Raw genomic sequence first — 18,274 nt, 5'->3', positions numbered from 1 at the left:
CGGGGCGCCCGCCGCTCCGAACACGTCGTGGATGGCAGTTCTGCGGGACACCTGATCAGCCCGCCGTTCCGGGTCCCTCCGCGAGTGTCGGCGGCCGCGGCTACCATCGCTGCGTGTCGTCCGCCGTCCCCGCTCCCGTGCCGTTCCTGGCCACGGTCTACGCGCCCGCCGTGCCGGTGAGCCTCGCGCTCACCCTCCGCACGCTGCTGCGCGGCTCGGGCGACCCGACGATGCTCATCGACGCGACCGGCTTCTGGCGCGCCTTCCGCACGCCGCTCGGCCCCGGCACGCTGCACCTGCGGCAGGCGGCCGACGGCGCCGTGCACGCGCGGGCCTGGGGCGAGGGCGCGGAGTGGCTGATCGATCACGTGCCCGAGCTGCTCGGCCACGGCGACGACTGGAGCGCGCTCGATCTCTCCGCGCACGGTCCGCTGGCCGAGGTGCTGCGCCGCTCGGCGGGGCTGCGGCTGACCCGGGCGAACCTCGTCTTCGAGATGCTGGCGCCGTCGATCCTGGAGCAGAAGGTCACCAGCACGGAGGCGTGGCGCGCCTACCGCGCGCTGGTGCGGCTGCACGGCGAGCCGGCTCCCGGGCCGGTGCCGCTGCACGTGGCGCCGTCGGCCGAGCAGTGGCGCCGGGTCCCGTCCTGGGACTGGCACCGGGCGGGTGTCGACCCGCGGCGCTCGCGCACCGTGCTCACGGCGGCGCTGGTGGCGAAGGGGCTCGAGCGCACGCTGGCCCTCGGCCGCGGCGGCGAGGTGGTGGCGCAGCGCCTGCAGTCGGTGCCCGGCATCGGGCCGTGGACGGCGTCCGAGGTGATGATGCGGGCCCACGGCGACCCGGACGCGGTGAGCGTGGGCGACTACCACCTGGCCGCGGCGGTCGGCTTCGCGCTGACCGGGCGCCTCGGGGTCGACGACGACGGGATGCTCGAGCTGCTCGAGCCGTGGCGCGGGCACCGGCAGCGGATCATCCGCCTGATCGGGACGAGCGGCGCGCGCAAGCCGCGGCACGGCCCGCGGATGACGATCCAGGACCACCGGTGGCACTGATCCGCCGAGTGCACTGATCCGCCGAGTGCACTGAGGCGGTCCCGCTCTCAGGCGCCGAGCGCCTCCAGCACCGCCATCGCCGCGTTCTGGCCGCCGATCCCGGAGACCCCGCCGCCGCGGCGCGCGCCCGCGCCGCAGAGCAGCACCCGCGGGTGCTCGGTGGCCACGCCCCAGCGCTGGGCGGGGGTGTCCAGCGGCTCGTCGTCCTCCGCGAACGGCCAGGACAGCGGTCCGTGGAAGATGTGGCCGCCGGGCAGGCCGAGGCTCTCCTCCAGGTCGCGGGTCGTGCGCGTCTCGATGCAGGGGTTCCCGTCGGCGTCCAGGAGCAGCAGCTCGCGGATCGGCTCGGCGAGCACGGAGTCGATCGAGTCGAGGATCGCGGTCTCGAGCTGCTCGCGCGTCGGAGCGTCGTCGCCGGTCAGCAGCCGGTCGGGGACGTGCAGGGCGAAGACGGTGAGCGTGTGCGCGCCGCTCGCGGCGAGTTCCGGGGAGAGGATCGTCGGATCGGTCAGCGAGTGGCAGTAGATCTCGCAGGGGATCGGCGAGGGCACGCGGCCCTGCTCCGCGGCGCGGTGGGCCTCGTCGAGCTGGCGGTAGCCCTCGTTGACGTGGAAGGTGCCGCCGAAGGCCGCCTCCGGGGCGGCGCTCTCGTCGCGCAGGCGCGGCAGGCGGCGCAGCACCAGGTTGACCTTCACCTGCGCGCCCTCGGGGCGCCGGACTCCCGGGCGCAGGGCCTCGCCGTCGCCCAGCAGCCTGTCGAGGACGAACGGGGCGACGTTGGAGAGCACGAAGCGCGTCCGCACCCGGCGGCTGCGCGGTCCGCGGCGGTAGACGACCTCGCCGGCCGGATCCACGCTCGTCACCTCGGCGCCGGTGAGGATCCGCGCGCCGGCGTTCCGGGCCGCTCGCTCCAGCGCACCGGAGACACTGCCCATGCCGCCGACCGGGACGTCCCAGTCGCCGGTGCCGCCGCCGATCACGTGGTAGAGCAGGCAGCGGTTCTGCGCGAGGTCGGCGTCGCCGGCCCCGGCGAAGGTGCCGATCAGCGCGTCGGTGAGCAGGACGCCGCGCGCCGCGTCGCCCGCGATGTTCCGCTCGATCACCTCGCCGATCGGCCGCTCGATCATCGCCCGCCAGATCGCGTCCTCGCCGACGAGCCGCCGCGCCTCCTCCCGCCGCAGCAGCGGCTGGGTGAGGGTCGGCCAGAGCGCGCGCGCCAGCCGCGAGGTGTGCCGGGAGAAGTCGGCGAAGGTCTCGGCGTCCTCCGGGGTGCCCATCCGCGCGAAGGAGGCGGCGGTCGCGGCCTCGTCGCCGGTGTCGACGAGCAGCCCGCGCGTCGGATCGGCGGGGTCGGGCGTGTAGGAGGAGTAGCGGCGGCGCACGAGCGGCACGTCGACCCGCAGATCGGCGAGGATCGACGGCGGCAGGAGGCTGACGAGGTAGGAGTAGCGGCTGAGCCGCGCCTCGACGCCGCGGAACGGGTACTCCGAGACGGTCGCGCCGCCCGCGCGCGCACCGCGCTCGAGGACGAGGACGTCGAGTCCGGCCTGGGCGAGGTAGGCCGCCGCGACCAGTCCGTTGTGACCGGCGCCGACGATCACGACGTCGACCGAGGGATCGACCGCGGCGGGGGTGTCGGAGCGCAGCGGGCCGGGCGCGGTGCCGCTGCGCTCGGAGAGGTTTCGGGTGCGGTGCCTGTCGCGTCGGGCCATGGTTCCCAGTGTGGCGCGCGGCGGTCAGGGCTCGTCGCTGCGCAGCGCCTCGGTGACGAACTCGCGCAGGGAGAAGAGGATCTCCTCGCTCGAGCGGCCGCTCGCCTCGACGAGGCGGCCGGTCAGCCAGGTGAGGCAGATCACCGCGGCGCCGGCGACGTCCGAGGAGGTGGGCACGACGACGCCGTCCTCGTCCAGCACGCCGTTCTCGATCGGGCTCAGCGCGCGCTCGAGGACGGCGCGGTTGACGGTGCCGGTCGCCTCGCCGTCGTAGGACGCGGAGCTGTCGATCAGGGCCTGCGCGGCGATCATCGCGGCGCGGGGGATGGGCAGCGGATCCATCGGGGTCTCCGATCGGGAGCGGGAGTGTCGGGTGCGCCCATGGTGCTCCTCCACCGGGCTCGCGTCCATCGCCACTCGACGGGGGCCGTCCACAGCGGCAGTTCTCCGTCGAGTGTCCACAGACGGGGCGACACGACCGGCCGTCGCACCGGCTCGGGCATAGCCTCGGGGGATGGAGAAGTCGACGCCCTCAGCCGTGCCCGGGAACGACCCGGAGCAGGACGAGACGATCGACCCGCAGGACCGGACGGACGAGCCGGACGAGCCGACCGAGCACGACGAGCCGACCGAGCACGACGAGCCGACCGAGCGCGACGAGAAGGTCGACCGCCACGCCCTGAGCGACACCGGCCAGTACCAGACCGGCATGGCGCTGCGGCTGCCCCGGCAGAAGCCCGAGTTCGACGTCGAGGCGCCGATCCTGTCCCGCGTCGAGGCGCTGGTGCGCCGCTGGCTGGTGCGCAGCCGGGCGTTCCCGGTCGACCCCGCGGCGCAGCGCCTCGCCGGTGTCCTGCAGGATCCGAACGGTCTCGACTTCACGGTCGGCTTCGTCGACGGGGTCGCCCGCCCGGAGGACCCGGTGGTCGCGGCCGAGAACCTCGCCGCGCTGACCGCGAAGACCCCCGCGTTCCTCCCCTCCTACCTGCGCGCCGCGGTCGCGACCGGCGGCGCCGTCGGCCCGGTGCTGCCGTGGGTCGTCGTCCCGGCGGCCCGCCAGGTGCTGCGCCGGATGGTGGGCCACCTCGTCGTCGACGCCTCCGACGCCCGGCTCGGCTCGGCGATCCGCCGGCTGCGCGAGGGCGGCGACCGCCTCAACCTCAACCTGCTCGGCGAGGCCGTGCTCGGCGAGCGCGAGGCCGACCGGCGCCTCGAGGGCACCCGGCGGCTGCTCGAGCGCGACGACGTCGACTACGTGAGCATCAAGGTCTCCAGCATCGCCAGCCAGCTCTCGATGTGGGCGTTCGACGAGGCCGTCGACCGCGTCGTGCAGCGGCTGACCCCGCTCTACCAGTTCGCCGCGGCGAGCCCGGAGCCCAAGTTCATCAACCTCGACATGGAGGAGTACAAGGACCTCGACCTCACGGTCGCGGTGTTCCGCCGTCTCCTCGAGCAGCCGGGGATGCAGCAGCTCGAGGCCGGCATCGTGCTGCAGGCGTATCTCCCCGACGCCCTCGGCGTGCTGGCCTCGCTGACGGAGTGGGCGACCGAGCGCCGGCGGCTCGGCGGAGCGCCGATCAAGGTCCGCGTGGTGAAGGGCGCGAACCTCGCGATGGAGCGGGTGGACGCGGCGATCCACGACTGGCCGCTCGCGACGGTCGGCAGCAAGGCCGAGGCCGACACGAACTACAAGCGGCTGCTCGACTACGCGCTGCGGCCCGAGCGGACGGACGCGGTCCGGATCGGCGTGGCCGGTCACAACCTCTTCGACATCGCCTGGGCCTGGATCACCGCGAACGAGCGCGGCGTCGCCGACGCGGTCGACATCGAGATGCTGCTCGGCATGGCGACCGGTCAGGCGCGCGCCGTCCGCGAGGACGTCGGCCGGCTCCTGCTCTACACGCCGGTCGTGCACCCGCGCGAATTCGACGTCGCGATCTCGTACCTGATCCGCCGCTTGGAGGAGAACTCCAGCCCGGAGAACTTCCTCTCGGCCGTCTTCGAGCTCGAGGACGAGAGCGTGCTGCAGCGCGAGCTCGGCCGCTTCCGCGCCTCGCTCGAGGCGCTCGACGACACGGTGCCGACCCCGAACCGCATTCAGGACCGCCTCCGCGAGTGGTCGTCCGGCTCCGGTGTCCGTCTCGTGCGCGAGCACGCCGGCGCCGGCGCCCGTGTGCAGGATCCGGCCGCCGAGGGTCTCACCGAGGCGGTGCTGGGGCTGCGCCGCGGCTCCGGGGCGACCGCGGCGACCAGCGCCTTCCGCAACGAGCCCGACACCGACCCGGCGCTCCCGGGCAACCGCCGCTGGGCCCGGCTGATCACCGACCGCATCGCGCGATCGACCATCGGCACCCTCGCGGCCGACCGCGCCCGGATCACCGACGCGGCGGAGCTGCAGGAGCTGCTGCGCCGGGTCGCGCTCCGGGCGGAGCGCTGGGGCGAGCGCCTCGGCTACGACCGCGCCGCGATCCTCGACCGCGCGGGGCTCGCGCTCGCGGCCAACCGCGACCGGCTGATCGAGGTGATGGCCTCCGAGACCGGCAAGACGGTCGCCGAGGCCGACCCCGAGGTGTCCGAGGCGATCGACTTCGCCCACTACTACGCCACCCGCGCCCGCGAGCTGGACGCCGTCGGTGGCGCCACCTTCGTGCCCGAGCGGGTCACCGTGGTCGCTCCGCCGTGGAACTTCCCCGTCGCGATCCCGGCCGGCTCGATCCTCGCGGCGCTCGCCGCGGGCTCCGGAGTCGTCGTCACGCCGGCCCCGCAGGCCCGGCGCTCGGCCGCGGTGCTCGTGGAGGCGCTCTGGGACGCCGGGATCCCGCAGGACCTCGTCGCGCTCGTCGACCTCGACGAGGAGACGCTCGGCCGCGCCCTGATCACCGACCCGCTGGTCGACCGGGTGCTGCTCACCGGCTCCTACGAGACGGCGAAGCTCTTCCGCTCCTGGCGCCCCGACCTGCCGCTGCTCGCCGAGACCAGCGGCAAGAACGCGATCGTCGTCACCCCGCACGCGGACTACGACCTCGCTGTCGCCGACATCGTGCGGAGCGCCTTCGGGCACGCCGGGCAGAAGTGCTCGGCCGCCTCCCTGGTGATCCTCGTCGGCTCGGTCGCCCGCTCGAAGCGGTTCCGCGCGCAGCTGGTCGACGCCGTCACGTCCCTCCGCGTCGGCTGGCCGAGCGACCCGGCCGCCGCGATGGGCCCGCTGATCGAGAAGCCGACCGGCAAGCTCGCGCACGCGCTGACCACCCTCGGCGCGGGGGAGTCCTGGCTCGTCGAGCCGAAGCGCCTCGACGACACCGGGCGGCTGTGGTCGCCGGGTGTGCGCGAGGGCGTCACCGAGAACAGCTACGCCCACCTCACCGAGTTCTTCGGCCCGGTGCTCGGCATCATGCACGCCGCGACCCTCGAGGACGCGATCCGCCTGCAGAACGCCACGGACTACGGCCTCACCGCCGGGCTGCACTCGCTGCACTCGGACGAGCTCGCGCTCTGGCTCGACTCGGTCGAGGCCGGCAACCTCTACGTCAACCGCGGCATCACCGGGGCGATCGTCCGCCGCCAGCCGTTCGGCGGCTGGAAGCGCTCCTCCGTCGGTGGCGGGGCCAAGGCCGGCGGGCCGAACCACCTGATCGGGCTCGGCTCCTGGAAGCCCTCGCCGGCCCGCCCGTCGACGACCCTGCACCTCCGGGGCCTGGACGACCGCGCCCGGCAGTTCATCGAGGCCGCGCAGTCCTCGCTGCAGTTCGAGCAGTTCGACCTGCTGCGCCGTTCGGCGCTCTCGGACCAGCTCGCCTGGGCGACCGAGTTCGGCGTCGTCTCCGACATCTCGAAGGTCGGCGTCGAGCGCAATCTGTTCCGCTACCTCCGGGTGCCGGTCGCCGTGCGGCTGGCCGACGGCGGCGACCTCGGCGAGCTCCTCCGCGTCATCGCCGCGGCGCTGCTCGTGCGGGCGCGCCTGGACGTGTCGACGTCGATCCCGCTGCCGCCCAAGGTCGCCGGGATGCTCGCCGGCGACGAGCTGCTCGAGATGGCGGGCCTGGCGCCGAAGGTGATCGTGGAGTCGGACGCGCAGTGGCTCGCCCGCGCCGCGGCCGGCCGGATCACCGCCTCGCGGATCCGGATCGTCGGCGACATCGTCTCGGACCGGGTCGACGAGTTCGGCGGACCCCAGGGCGGCACCGCGCCGTCGCTCGGCCCGGACTCCTCGATCGAGGCGCTGCAGAGCGTCCGCGATTCCACCCGCTCCTTCACCGACGTGGTCAGCGGCATGACCCGCGGCAGCACCGGCAAGCCCGTCCCGCTCGTGCGCGCGGACGGCTCGCGGGTGCCGCTGTCGACGGCGCTCGCCGAGGCGCTCGGCGGCTCGCCCGACGTCGCGATCTACGCCGACCCCGTCACTCCGGCCGGCCGGGTGGAGCTGCTGCCCTTCCTCCGGGAGCAGTCGATCTCGATCACCAACCACCGCTTCGGAGCGTCGATCGATCTGTCCGACGACGTCGTCTGAGTTGTCTTCCGAGCCGCCCCCTGTGCGGCTCGGCGCGGTCGGCTCGCGAGGCGGGCGCGTTTCGCAGAGCGGGGTGCGTTCGGCTTCGCGGATTCGCTGGCACGCGAATCCGCGGATCGCCTTGAGAGTGGGCGCCGATTCGGAGGCTTCCTGTCACGGGCGTTCGCTCGCTCCGCTTACTTGTCGCGGCAACAAAGCGGTAGGGTGGGGGGATGGATGACGGGGGAGCGGCGGGTGCGGCGGGTACGCGCTGGCTCACGCAGGAGCAGCTGGCGGCGTGGCTGCGGTTCGTCGCGGTGGTCGAGCTGCTGCCCGGCGCGCTCGACACCCAGCTGCAGCGCGACGCGGGGCTGACCCACTTCGAGTACATGACGCTCGCGATGCTGTCGGAGGCGCCCGACCGGGCCCTGCGGATGACGACGCTCGCCGCCCGCACGAACGCCACCCTCCCGCGGCTCTCGCACGTCGTCACCCGGCTCGTCGCCCGCGGCTACCTGGAGCGCCGGCCGTGCCCGACCGACGGGCGCGCGACCAACGCGGTGCTCACGGATGCCGGGCTGCAAAAGATCGTCGACACCGCCCCGGGTCACGTCGCGACGGTGCTCGCGGACGTCATCGACCCGCTCGACGCGGAGCAGATCCCGCAGCTCGCCGACATCATGACGCGGATGCTCACCCGCCTCGATCCGGAGGGCCGGATGACCGTCGACGCCGTGCGCTCGGCGCTCGGCGATCCCGGCCGGCAGGACGGCGAGGACCCGGCCGACCGCGACTGCTGAGCCCCTGGCGGGCATCCCCACCGCGTGCCATCCTCGTCCCGTGCGCTACACGACGACGCTCTTCCAGATCGGCAACAACACCGGCATCGAGGTTCCGTCCGAGGTGCTCGACGCCCTCGGCGGCGGCAAGCGGCCCGCGGTGAGCGTCGTCGTCAACGGCTACGCCTTCCGAGGCACGGTCGGTGCGATGGGCGGCCGTGCGCTGATCTCCTTCTCGTCGGAGAAGCGCGCCGCGTCGGGTCTTGCCGGCAGGGACGCGATCGAGGTCGACCTCGAGCTCGACTCCGCCCCGCGCACGGTCGCCGTGCCGGAGGACCTCGCCGCCGCGCTGAGCGCGGCCGGGGCCACCGCCGCCTTCGACGCCCTCTCGCCGAGTGCGCGGAAGGCCCACGTCACCGCCGTCGAGGGCGCGAAGGCCGCCGAGACGCGGGCGCGCCGCGTCGCCGCGGTCGTCGCGAAGCTCGGCGCCTGACGCCGGTGGATCTCGATACGCCCGCTGCGCGGGCTACTCGATCAGCATGGGCCCGCCGCACCATGCTGGTCGAGTAGCCCCGGAGGGGCGTATCGAGACCCGCCCCCGGAGTAGTCACAGCGGCTGACGCGCGGTGCGTCACGCGGTCGATAGGCTGCCGAGCGGCACGCCACGGGGGAGTGCCGCAGGGCGCACGGGCGCCGGAGTCGGGGGACAGACATGGGTGCGGTTCGACGATGGGTGTTCCCGATCCTCTGGCTGGTGGTCATCGGGGCCGTCGCGGTCGCGCTGGTCAAGATCGCGTTCTTCCCGGACGGGTCCGCCGAGGCCGACCCGACCGTCCCCACCGGTGAGCTGACCGAGCCGACCGTCGTCGTCGGCCGCGGCACCGTCACCAACGACCTCACGCTGCAGGGCACCGTCGCCGCCGACCCGGCCGTGCCGGTCAAGGCGACCGCCGTCGGCACCGTCGACGACGTCTACATCACCCAGGGCGCCACCGTCGCCTCGGGCGACCTGATCTACGACATCCGCGTCGAGACCGTGCGCGAGCCGGTCGAGACCACCGGCCCCGACGGCCTCGTCACCGTCACCCAGCCGCCGCCCTCCGTCCGCTTCGAGCGCGTCTACGCCCCGGCGGCCGGCGTGCTCAGCGCCCTCGGCGTCATCCACGACCAGGCCGTCGCGGTCGGCGAGGTCACCGGCCAGGTCGCCCCGCCGACCTACGCGGTCACCGGCTCGATCGACGCCGAGCAGCTGTACCGGATCCAGAACCGGCCGACCGAGGCGCAGATCGCCGTCACCGGCGGCCCCGCCGCCTTCACCTGCACCGGGCTCACCATCACCACCCCGCTCGCAGGCGAGGGCGAGACGCCCGCGGGCGAGACCGGCGGCACGGGCGCGACCGGCGGATCCGGCACCAGCTTCCGCTGCCAGGTCCCGGGCGAGGTGACCGTGTTCCCCGGCCTCGCCGCCACCGTCACCCTCGCGGGCGGCCTCGCCGAGAACGTGCTCGTCGTGCCGACCACCGCCGTCGAGGGCACCGCCGAGTCGGGCGTCGTCTACCGCCTCGCCGAGGACGGCTCGACCGAGGAGGTCCCGGTCACCCTCGGCCTCACCGACGGGATCAGCATCGAGGTCACCGGCGGCGTGGACGAGGGCGCCGAGATCCTGCAGTTCGTGCCGGGCGCCGCCGCGGGCGAGGGCGAGCAGCTCGAGGGGAACTGCGTGCAGAACGCCGACGGCTCGGTGTACTGCTCGTGACGGACGGGCTCGTGACCGACGGGAAGCGCACGATCCTGCGGCTCGAGGGGATCCGCAAGGTCGTCCCCCTGCCCGACGCGCCCCCGCTGACGATCCTCGACGGCGTCGACCTGGAGGTCGGCGAGGGCGACCACGTCTCGGTCGTCGGCCGCAGCGGGTCCGGCAAGTCGACGCTCCTGAACATCCTCGGCCTGATCGACGAGCCGACCGAGGGGCGGATGCTGCTCGAGGGGAAGCCCACCGAGTCGCTCTCCTCGCGGGCCCGCGCGCGGATCCGCGGCGGCAGCATCGGCTTCATCTTCCAGCAGTTCAATCTGCTCGAGGGCCGCACCGCCCGCGAGAACGTGATGACGCCGCTGCTCTACGCGACCGGCACCGAGTTCTGGCGGCGGGCGTCGCTGGCCGCCGAGATGCTGGAGCGGGTCGGGCTGGGGCACCGGGTCGACTCGATGCCCGGCCGGATGTCCGGCGGCGAGCAGCAGCGGATCGCCATCGCGCGCGCTCTCGTCCGCCGTCCGCGGCTGATCCTCGCCGACGAGCCGACCGGCGCGCTCGACACCGACACCGGCGAGAGCGTGATGAGCCTGCTCGACGAGATCGCCCAGGAGTCCGGCTCGGCCCTGGTCACCATCACCCACGACCCGGCGATCGCGGCCCGCGCCGAGCGGCACTACCGGCTCGACCACGGCAGGCTCAGCGCCTCGACGTCCGCGACCGCCGCCCCCGCGACGAGCTCGGGGCGGCACTGATGGGCGGCCTCACCGGCGTCGTCGGCGCGATCGTCGAGGCGTGGACCGAGCTGCGGATCCACCGCGGCCGCGTGCTGCTCTCGCTGATCGGCGTGGCGGTGGCCGTCGCGGCGCTCACCGGCGTCGTCGCCGCGGGCGGGATCGCCCGGCAGGCGAACATCGAGGTCTCGGAGCGCAGCGGCGGCCGGCCCGCGAGCCTGTACATCAGCGCCTACACGACCGGCCCCGAGGGCGTCGTCGACCCGGTCGTGATGCAGAACGCCTGGGAGAAGGTGCTCGAGCGCTACCGCATCGACTACGCGAGCCGCACGACCTACGGCGGCACCCGCGTCCAGTTCACCGACGGCGCGGTCGACGTCGGGATCACCGCGGTCGACCAGCCCTATGCGGAGATGCACCGGGTGGAGCTGACGAGCGGCAGCTGGTTCGCCGAGGGCGACGAGCGGCGGCTCGCTCCCGCTCTCGTGATCAACGAGGTCTTCTGGGACCGCCTCGGGCGCCCGGACCTGCGGACCCACCCGACCGCGACCCTCCTCGGCGGCGAGCACGACACGACCGCGGTCGTGATCGGGGTGACGCCCTCGAACCAGTACGACACCACTCCGAGCGCGATGATGCTCGTCGACGCCTACTCGGCCGTCGCGCCCGAGGCGGACCCCGCGTTCGGCGGGCCGCAGCTGCCGAACTACGAGATGTGGGTGCCGCTCGAGATCGCGGACCCGCTGATCGAGGCCGTCAAGCGCGACGTCACCGCGGCGCTCGGCCCGGGCTTCGAGGCGGACGTCTACCGGCAGGACTACCTCAGCTACGACTCCGACCCGTTCGCGGTGCTCACCTGGGTGATCGGCGGTGTCGCCGGCCTCGTGCTGGCGCTCGGCGCGCTCGGACTGCTCAACATCGCGCTCGTCACCGTGCGGCAGAGGATCCGCGAGATCGGCATCCGGCGCAGCTTCGGCGCCTCCTCGGGGCGGATCTTCTTCTCGATCATGATGGAGAGCGTCGTCGCGACGGTCGTCGCCGGCGTGGTCGGCGTGACGATCGCGGTGATCCTGGTGACGAACCCGTGGACGGTCGCGCTCGTCAAGGAGAACGGGATCAGCGACATCCCGCCGTTCCCGGTCGAGGCGGCGCTGCTGGGGCTCGGGGCGGCGACGCTCGTGGGCGCGCTGGCCGGGCTCGTGCCCGCGATCGTGGCGGTCCGGGTGAAGGTGATCGACGCGATCCGGTACTGAGCGCCGGAGGCGCGTGCCGGCTCAGGGCAGGGTGAGCACCAGCTCGTCGCCGTCGCGCTCGACGCCCGCGTCGGAGTAGTGCGGGATCCGCGGGAGCCCGCGGGTGGTCTCGGACTCGTGCGCGCCGACGACGACGACGCGCATGCCGGCGGCGAGACCCGCGAGGATCCCGGCCTCGGCGTCCTCGAAGACGACCGCGTCGGCCGGGTCGACCCCGAGGAGTCCGGCGGCGGCGAGGTAGCCGTCGGGGGCCGGCTTGCCGTGCACGACGTCGTCGGCGGTGACGACGGCGGCGGGGGAGGGGACGCCGGCGGCGGCGAGCCGGCCGGCGGCCAGCGCGGGGCTCGCCGAGGTGACCAGCGCGACGCGGTCGCGGGGGAGCGCGGCGAGGAAGGCGACGGCGCCGGGGATCTCGACCGTGCCCTCGGTGTGCTCGAGCTCGTAGGCGTTCAGCTCGTCGACGATCCCGGCGACGTCGCTGCCCGCGGAAGCGAAGCGGCGGACGCTGTCCTCCGCGCGGACACCGTGCACGGCGCCCAGGACGACGGCGGGGTCGAGGGCGAAGCGCTCGGCGAAGGAGCGCCAGATCGTCTCCACGATCGCGGTGGAGTCGACGAGGGTGCCGTCCATGTCGAAGAGCAGGGCGCGGGCGCGGAGGAGGTGCGGCATCCGTCCATCCTGGCGGAGGTGGGCGCACGGCGTCCGCTCAGGCGTGGCAGAGGTCGTGGCAAGGCCGCGTCCAGGTGCGATCGGGGATCGCGGCGATACGCTCGTCTCCGATGGCGGGCAGAGCGCCCGAAGGGGAGCGGAGGACGCGATGACGGACGACCAGGGCGGCAACGAGCACGGCGACGACCGGAACGGCGAGCAGGAGCGGGGCGCTGCCTCGGCCTCCGGACCGCGCGCCGGCTGGTACCCGGATCCCGCGGGCTCGCCGCGCCAGCGCTGGTGGGACGGCCAGGGCTGGACCGATTCGCTGCGCGACGCTCCCGCCGCGGCTCCCGCCGCCCCGACCCCTCCCGCTGCCCCGACCCCTCCCGCTGCGCAGGGCGCACCGCAGCCGCCCGCGGCGCCGCAGCCGCCGATCGTGCCGCCTGTCTCCGGCCCCGCCTACGGCGAGACCTCGAGCGGCCAGGCCACGAGCTACGGCCAGTCGGCGTCCGGTCAGTCCGCGCCCGAGCGCGAGATCCCGCAGCAGCCGCGGTACGGCGAGCAGACGCCGTACAGCCAGCAGGCTCCGTACGGCCAGCAGTCGCCGCAGGGCCAGCAGCCGCCGCAGGAGTACAGCCAGCAGTACCCGCAGCAGTACGGCCAGCAGCCCGGCCAGCAGCCCGCCTACGCCGGCCGCCCCGCGCCGCAGCCGCGCGACCCGGGCATCGTCACCAGCACCCCGTGGATCTGGGTCGTCGTGCTCCTGCCGCTGCTGTCGGCGCTGTCGATCTTCCTGCTCTCGCCGGGGGCCATCGCCGACTCGGCGGTCTCGTCGACCTACGGACCGCGAGCCTCGATGGGGATGTCGACCGCCTACCTCGTCGGGCTCGGCGCCGTGCAGGTCGTCGGCTTCCTGATCTACGCGGCCGAGGTCGTCTTCGCGTTCCTCGACTACCGGCAGCTGAAGAAGGCCGGCGTGCAGCGCCCGTTCCACTGGGCCTGGGCGTTCCTCGCCGCTCCGTACGTCTACGTGATCGGGCGCAGCGTCGTCGTGAAGCGCGTGACCGGCGGCGGCCTGCTCCCGCTGTGGATCTTCCTCGGCGTGGTGGCGGTCTCCTTCATCATCGCGATCGGCTGGACCGCGGCGCTGTTCTCGGAGATGATGCAGACGTTCCCGAGCTCGGGACTCTGATCCTTCGCGGGACTCTCGCCCGCTGAGATCCGCGAAACCGGGGGAGGCCCACTGTGATCAACGGCGACGTGTCGTTCTGGTGGGCCTCCCTCGGTCGTTCCACGCCCCGGGCCGCGCTTCCCGGTCCGCTCGACGTCGACGTCTGCATCGTCGGCGCCGGCTACACCGGCCTGTGGACGGCGTACTCGCTCGCGAAGGCCGACCCGTCGCTGCGGATCGCGATCCTCGAGCAGCGCTTCGCCGGCTTCGGCGCCTCCGGTCGCAACGGCGGCTGGCTGACGAACGAGATCACCGGCGGCGTCGCTTCCTACGCCCGCGCGCACGGGGCGGAGGCGGTCGACCGCTTCCAGCTCGCGATGAACGAGACGGTCGACGCGGTGATCGCGGCCGCGGCCGCCGAGGGGATCGACGCCGACATCGTCAAGGGCGGCGAGTTCCAGGTGGCGCGCGGCGGGGCGCAGCGGGCCCGGCTCCTGGCCACCGCGGCGGCGGCCCGCGCCCGCGCGCACACCGACGTCGAGCTGCTCGACGCGCGGGAGACGACCGCGCGGATCGCGGTCAGCGGCGCGTCGGCCGGCCTCTGGCACCCGCACTGCGCGCGCCTGCACCCCGCGAAGCTCGCGGCCGGGCTCGCCCGCACGGTCGAGGCGCTGGGCGTGCGGATCTTCGAGGACACCCGGGTGGAGGAGATCCGACCCGGCGCGGCCGTCACACCCCGCGGGGTCGTCCGTGCGCCGATCGTCCTGCGCGCGACCGAGGGCTTCACCGCCGGGCTCTCCGGGCACCACCGCGAGTGGCTGCCGATGAACTCGTCGCTGATCGCGACCGAGCCGCTCGCGCCCGAGGTCTGGGACGAGATCGGCTGGGCCGGTCGCGAGACCCTCGGCGACGCGGCGCACGCCTACATGTACGCGCAGCGGACGGCCGACGACCGCATCGCGATCGGCGGGCGGGGCGTGCCCTACCGCTTCGGCTCCCGGATCGACCGCGACGGGGCGACCGACCCGCGCACGGTCGGCCGGCTGCGCGAGATCCTCGAGCGGTTCTTCCCGGTGCTGCGCGGCGTCGGGATCGAGCACGTCTGGTCCGGCGTGCTCGGTGTCCCGCGCGACTGGCACGCGACCGTCGGGCTCGACCGCGCCACCGGTCTCGGCTGGGCGGGCGGCTTCGTCGGCACCGGCGTCACGGCGACGAATCTCGCCGGGCGCACGCTGCGCGACCTCGTGCTCGGCGAGAGCACGCCGCTCACCGAGCTGCCGTGGGTGGGCCACCGGGTGCGGCCGTGGGAGCCGGAGCCGCTGCGCTGGCTGGCGGTCACGTCGCTCTACCGCGCCTACGGCCTGGCCGACGCGGCGGAGGCGAGGGGCCGGGCGACGACGTCACCGCTCGCGACGCTCGCCGACGTGGTCGCGGGCCGCTCGCACTGAGGCGGGAGCGCTCCCGCTACGCCTCGCCGCGCTGGATCAGGCGGGAGAGCACGATCGCGGAGCGGGTGTGGTCGACGTTCGGCGCGATGCGCACCTTCTCGAGGGCGAGCTCGAGGCTCGGGATGTCGCGCGAGCGGATGTGCACGATCGCGTCGGCCGAGCCGGTGACCGTGCCCGCGTCGACGACCTCGGGGACGGCCGAGAGGATGCGGCGCAGCTCGTCGGGGGCGACCGTGCCGCGGCAGAACAGCTCGACGTAGGCCTCGGTGGCCATGCCGTCGACGGCGGGGTCGACCTTGATCGTGAAGCCGCGGATGACGCCGTCGGCCACCAGCCGGTCGACGCGGCGCTTCACGGCCGACGCGGACAGCCCCACGACACCGCCGATGTCGCCGTAGCCCGCGCGGGCGTTCTGGCGCAGCAGATCGAGGATCTTCCGATCGATGTTGTCCATGCGTCGAGCCTAGGGGCGGGGTCGGAGCCGCGCCGGGCACCCGCGGGATCACGGCGGGTCCGCGCCTGATCACGGCGGGTCTGGATACGCCCTGCGGGCTACTCGACCAGCATGAAAGGTGCGCCTCGGGAGCGGTTCAGTGCTTCATGCTGATCGAGTAGCCCGCGCGGCGGCCGTATCGAGATCCGCCAGCCTAGGAAGGACGAGTCTGCAGACCCGCCCTGCTGATGGCGGTGGGTCTCGATACGCCCCTGCGGGGCTGCTCGACCAGCATGCAGGCGGGTGTCTCTTCCCCATGGATCCGCGGTGGTAGGGAAGGGGCGCCTCCGTGAGGGGAGGGCGTTGCATGCTGATCGAGTAGCCCGCGGAGCGGGCGTATCGAGATCCACCACCGTCAGAACGGCGGCGGTGCGTCGACGAAGCGCGGTCGCCGGGGCGGGTCCGGCGGCCGCCCGGGCAGCGGGGGCGGCCGGTTGCTGACGCGCCGCCCGGTCGGCGTCGTCCACACGATCGTCCCGTCGTCGTCCTTCGTGTAGGTCCATCGGTCGCCGTGTCGGAGATGATGGTGCGCCGTGCAGAGCGAGACGAGGTTCTCGAGGGAGGTCTCGCCGCCGTTGCGCCACTCGATCGTGTGGTCGGCTTCGCTGCGGGCGGAGGTGCGCTGGCAGCCGGCGAAGCGGCAGGTCTGATCGCGCAGTTGCATGTGCAGGCGCATGCGGGACGGCGGGAGGCGCTGCGTGCGGCCGACGGAGACGACCGCACCCGTGTCCCGATCGGTCAGGACGCGCGTGAAGGAGGCCGCCGTCCGGATGAGCTCCCGCGCGACCGCCGCGGGCACGGGGCCGTAGCCGTCCAGCTCCGCTGGTTCGTCGTCGAGGTCGACGGCCGTGGACGCCGCGAGGGTGAGCCGCACCTCCGCGCGCACGCCGGGGACGAACGTCGGGTCGGGCCGGTCCTCGGCGTCGGGAGTGGTGCCGATGATGTCGCCGTCGCAGAGCAGGTCCACAGCGACGTCCGCGCGCAGCTGCGAGAGCGTGCGCTCGTCTCCGGCATCGCGTAGAGAACGGGCCATCCGGTCCGCGCGGTCGTAGGCGCCCATCACCGCAGGGGCCGGCCCGTACACGCAGAGCGTCGCCATCCCGTCCACGTCCGGCGTGACCCACACGGCCCGGTCCGTCCGGGCGCGGGCGTGCCGCGCCGCGAGGGACTCCTGGTGCAGTTCCTCTCGCCAGCGGCGCAGGGCGCGGCGCAGCTGCGTGAGCGTCATCGACGGCGCCGCTTCCGCGACGCGCTCATCGAGAGTGGCGCGGGACCCCTCGGGGAGGCTGCTGGCGGTCGCGCAGATCGCCTCACCCTCCTCCCAGTGCAGGCGCGCCTGCGCGAGCAGGGCGCGCGTGAGCGGCAGGTGCTCGAAGAGCAGCTGGGCGTTCTCGAGACGGCGGGCGATCACCTGCTCCGACAGACCCTCCGCGACCGCGAGCTCGGCGCGGATGGAGCGCTCGACGAGATCGCGGGTCTCGCCGGGGGTCTCGCCGCGGGCGAAGGCGTCGGGATGGGCGAGGGCGGTGCGGTGGAAATCGTAGAGATATCGGGCCTCGGCGAGACGCGGCTGGGCTGCGGCGCGGGCGTTCGCGGCGGCACGGTCGCTGAGCACGCGCAGGTGCGCGAGCACCTCTTCCGTCGATCCGAACTCCGTCATACGAGTATTGAAGCAGGGACCACCGACACCGGGGCATGGTTGCGAGCGACTCGGGGACGATGTCGTCGGATCGGAGGTTGTGGAGGAGGCTCGCTCCCGAGTGTCCGACTACGGTGGGTCTCGACACGCCGCCGGAGGCGGCTACTCGACCAGCATGCAGGAGCGGCCGAGGGCAGCTGGTCGACCAGCATGAAGGGCGGCCCAGGGCGGCTGGTCGACCAGCATGGAGCGGGCGCCTCGGGAGAGGGTCAGCGCTTCATGCTGATCGAGTAGCCCGCGCGGCGGGCGTATCGAGATCCGCCAGCGTCAGCAGGACGAGTCTGCAGGCCCGCCCTGCTGATGACGGTGGGTCTCGATACGCCCCTGCGGGGCTGCTCGACCAGCACGACTCGGCGCGGGGGAGGGAAGGGTAGCCTTGCCTTCTGCCGAGCGAGGAGAGGGAGGCGTCGCATGCCCGCCTTCCTCGACGAGCTGGGGTTCGTGGAGCTGCTCGCGGCGCTGTTCGTCATCGTGCTGGTGCGGGCGCAGGCGACGTACTGGCTCGCGCGGGCGGTCGTCACCGGGGCGGCCTCGCGGCGGTGGGGGCGGTGGCTGGAGTCCCCGGCGCTGACGCGCGCGTCGGCACTGCTCGCTCGCTACGGCGCTCCCGCGGTCACGGTGAGCTTCCTCACTGTCGGACTCCAGACGATGATCAACGCCGCGGCCGGAGCGGCCCGGATGCGCTTCGGCGTCTACCTGCTCGCGATGCTGCCGGGCTGCGCGGCCTGGGCGCTGATCTACGCGACGGTCGGCTTCGCCGTGCTCTGGGCGGTGATCGGCGCCGCGGCCGGCTCGCCGCTGGGCGTCGCGGTCCTCGTCGCGCTCGCTGCCGCGGTCGTGGCGGCGGTCCTGCTGCTGCGCCGGCGCGGCATCGCCCGCTGAGAGCACCCCGCGCACGAGCACGGGCAGGGCACTGGCGGAAACACCTCGCTCGGCTATATAGTTGCACTCGGTCAATAGTTGACCGCCGTCAACTAGTACCGCCGCATCGCCACCGGTGCCGCACCGTGAACAAGGAGCCGTATGTCCCGCGCAGAGCGCACGCG

At 73.9% G+C, this 18,274-nt stretch carries 15 protein-coding genes; 10 read left to right on the top strand and 5 right to left on the bottom strand.

What is annotated here, in order from left to right; all coding sequences use genetic code 11:
- Nucleotides 1-113: 113 nt before the first annotated feature.
- Nucleotides 114-1,052, top strand: coding sequence for a DNA-3-methyladenine glycosylase (locus MT351_RS00665; protein WP_132434812.1), 939 nt, complete (start codon nucleotides 114-116; stop codon nucleotides 1,050-1,052).
- A 47-nt stretch (nucleotides 1,053-1,099) separates the two neighbouring features.
- Here the strand turns inward: MT351_RS00665 and MT351_RS00660 are convergent, their stop codons facing one another.
- Nucleotides 1,100-2,764 (bottom strand): NAD(P)/FAD-dependent oxidoreductase, encoded by a 1,665-nt coding sequence (locus tag MT351_RS00660; RefSeq protein ID WP_243580994.1) that lies wholly within the window; start codon nucleotides 2,762-2,764, stop codon nucleotides 1,100-1,102.
- Between the two features lie 24 nt (nucleotides 2,765-2,788).
- Complete coding sequence (locus tag MT351_RS00655; RefSeq protein ID WP_123701821.1) at nucleotides 2,789-3,106, bottom strand: hypothetical protein; 318 nt, start codon at nucleotides 3,104-3,106, stop codon at nucleotides 2,789-2,791.
- Nucleotides 3,107-3,473: 367 nt separating this feature from the next.
- Here MT351_RS00655 and MT351_RS00650 point away from each other — a divergent pair, with 367 nt between their 5' ends.
- From MT351_RS00650 to MT351_RS00625, 6 genes are all read left to right on the top strand, one after another.
- On the top strand, nucleotides 3,474-7,271 hold the full coding sequence (locus MT351_RS00650; RefSeq protein WP_132435637.1) for a bifunctional proline dehydrogenase/L-glutamate gamma-semialdehyde dehydrogenase: 3,798 nt from the start codon (nucleotides 3,474-3,476) through the stop codon (nucleotides 7,269-7,271).
- Between the two features lie 212 nt (nucleotides 7,272-7,483).
- On the top strand, nucleotides 7,484-8,050 hold the full coding sequence (locus tag MT351_RS00645; RefSeq protein ID WP_123734904.1) for a MarR family winged helix-turn-helix transcriptional regulator: 567 nt from the start codon (nucleotides 7,484-7,486) through the stop codon (nucleotides 8,048-8,050).
- A gap of 40 nt (nucleotides 8,051-8,090) precedes the next feature.
- A complete protein-coding gene (locus MT351_RS00640) occupies nucleotides 8,091-8,522 on the top strand; it encodes a DUF1905 domain-containing protein (protein ID WP_243580992.1) in 432 nt (143 codons plus the stop codon).
- Nucleotides 8,523-8,762: 240 nt separating this feature from the next.
- Nucleotides 8,763-9,785 carry an efflux RND transporter periplasmic adaptor subunit gene (locus MT351_RS00635; RefSeq protein WP_123734906.1) on the top strand — a complete coding sequence of 341 codons (1,023 nt, stop codon included), beginning with the start codon at nucleotides 8,763-8,765 and terminating at the stop codon, nucleotides 9,783-9,785.
- 11 nt (nucleotides 9,786-9,796) lie between these two features.
- A complete protein-coding gene (locus tag MT351_RS00630) occupies nucleotides 9,797-10,534 on the top strand; it encodes an ABC transporter ATP-binding protein (RefSeq protein WP_123735562.1) in 738 nt (245 codons plus the stop codon).
- Nucleotides 10,534-11,766: an ABC transporter permease gene (locus MT351_RS00625; RefSeq protein WP_132434806.1), complete on the top strand. Its 1,233-nt coding sequence runs from the start codon at nucleotides 10,534-10,536 to the stop codon at nucleotides 11,764-11,766. The genes MT351_RS00630 and MT351_RS00625 overlap by 1 nt, the downstream gene beginning before the upstream one ends.
- A gap of 21 nt (nucleotides 11,767-11,787) precedes the next feature.
- Here the strand turns inward: MT351_RS00625 and MT351_RS00620 are convergent, their stop codons facing one another.
- Nucleotides 11,788-12,435, bottom strand: coding sequence for an HAD-IA family hydrolase (locus MT351_RS00620; RefSeq protein WP_243580991.1), 648 nt, complete (start codon nucleotides 12,433-12,435; stop codon nucleotides 11,788-11,790).
- 148 nt (nucleotides 12,436-12,583) lie between these two features.
- Here MT351_RS00620 and MT351_RS00615 point away from each other — a divergent pair, with 148 nt between their 5' ends.
- Both MT351_RS00615 and MT351_RS00610 read left to right on the top strand, forming a co-directional pair.
- Nucleotides 12,584-13,609, top strand: coding sequence for a DUF2510 domain-containing protein (locus MT351_RS00615; protein ID WP_243580990.1), 1,026 nt, complete (start codon nucleotides 12,584-12,586; stop codon nucleotides 13,607-13,609).
- Nucleotides 13,610-13,662: 53 nt separating this feature from the next.
- Nucleotides 13,663-15,036 carry an FAD-binding oxidoreductase gene (locus tag MT351_RS00610; protein WP_243580989.1) on the top strand — a complete coding sequence of 458 codons (1,374 nt, stop codon included), beginning with the start codon at nucleotides 13,663-13,665 and terminating at the stop codon, nucleotides 15,034-15,036.
- A gap of 16 nt (nucleotides 15,037-15,052) precedes the next feature.
- On the opposite strand, the gene MT351_RS00605 is transcribed toward MT351_RS00610, so the two are convergent.
- Entirely contained in the window at nucleotides 15,053-15,490 is a 438-nt protein-coding gene (locus MT351_RS00605) for an Lrp/AsnC family transcriptional regulator (RefSeq protein WP_055786568.1), read from the bottom strand.
- Between the two features lie 394 nt (nucleotides 15,491-15,884).
- Nucleotides 15,885-17,189: an HNH endonuclease signature motif containing protein gene (locus tag MT351_RS00600; RefSeq protein WP_243580988.1), complete on the bottom strand. Its 1,305-nt coding sequence runs from the start codon at nucleotides 17,187-17,189 to the stop codon at nucleotides 15,885-15,887.
- A 450-nt stretch (nucleotides 17,190-17,639) separates the two neighbouring features.
- Between MT351_RS00600 and MT351_RS00595 the strand changes: the two genes are divergently transcribed.
- Nucleotides 17,640-18,110, top strand: a complete 471-nt coding sequence (locus tag MT351_RS00595; protein ID WP_243580987.1) for a DedA family protein — start codon at nucleotides 17,640-17,642, stop codon at nucleotides 18,108-18,110.
- The last annotated feature ends 164 nt before the right edge of the window (nucleotides 18,111-18,274 follow it).

The sequence above is a fragment of the Rathayibacter sp. VKM Ac-2926 genome, from assembly GCF_022815565.1.
GTDB lineage: Bacteria > Actinomycetota > Actinomycetes > Actinomycetales > Microbacteriaceae > Rathayibacter > Rathayibacter festucae.
This window is presented reverse-complemented; position numbering and strand designations above follow the sequence as displayed.

Excerpts from the sequence above, each read along its gene's own strand:
- MT351_RS00660 (WP_243580994.1), bottom strand. The coding sequence starts at position 2,764 with ATGGCCCGACGCGACAGGCACCGCACCCGAAACCTCTCCGAGCGCAGC.
- MT351_RS00655 (WP_123701821.1), bottom strand. The coding sequence starts at position 3,106 with ATGGATCCGCTGCCCATCCCCCGCGCCGCGATGATCGCCGCGCAGGCC.
- MT351_RS00650 (WP_132435637.1), top strand. The coding sequence starts at position 3,474 with ATGGCGCTGCGGCTGCCCCGGCAGAAGCCCGAGTTCGACGTCGAGGCG.
- MT351_RS00645 (WP_123734904.1), top strand. The coding sequence starts at position 7,484 with ATGGATGACGGGGGAGCGGCGGGTGCGGCGGGTACGCGCTGGCTCACG.
- MT351_RS00625 (WP_132434806.1), top strand. The coding sequence starts at position 10,534 with ATGGGCGGCCTCACCGGCGTCGTCGGCGCGATCGTCGAGGCGTGGACC.
- MT351_RS00620 (WP_243580991.1), bottom strand. The coding sequence starts at position 12,435 with ATGCCGCACCTCCTCCGCGCCCGCGCCCTGCTCTTCGACATGGACGGC.
- MT351_RS00615 (WP_243580990.1), top strand. The coding sequence starts at position 12,584 with ATGACGGACGACCAGGGCGGCAACGAGCACGGCGACGACCGGAACGGC.
- MT351_RS00605 (WP_055786568.1), bottom strand. The coding sequence starts at position 15,490 with ATGGACAACATCGATCGGAAGATCCTCGATCTGCTGCGCCAGAACGCC.
- MT351_RS00600 (WP_243580988.1), bottom strand. The coding sequence starts at position 17,189 with ATGACGGAGTTCGGATCGACGGAAGAGGTGCTCGCGCACCTGCGCGTG.
- MT351_RS00595 (WP_243580987.1), top strand. The coding sequence starts at position 17,640 with ATGCCCGCCTTCCTCGACGAGCTGGGGTTCGTGGAGCTGCTCGCGGCG.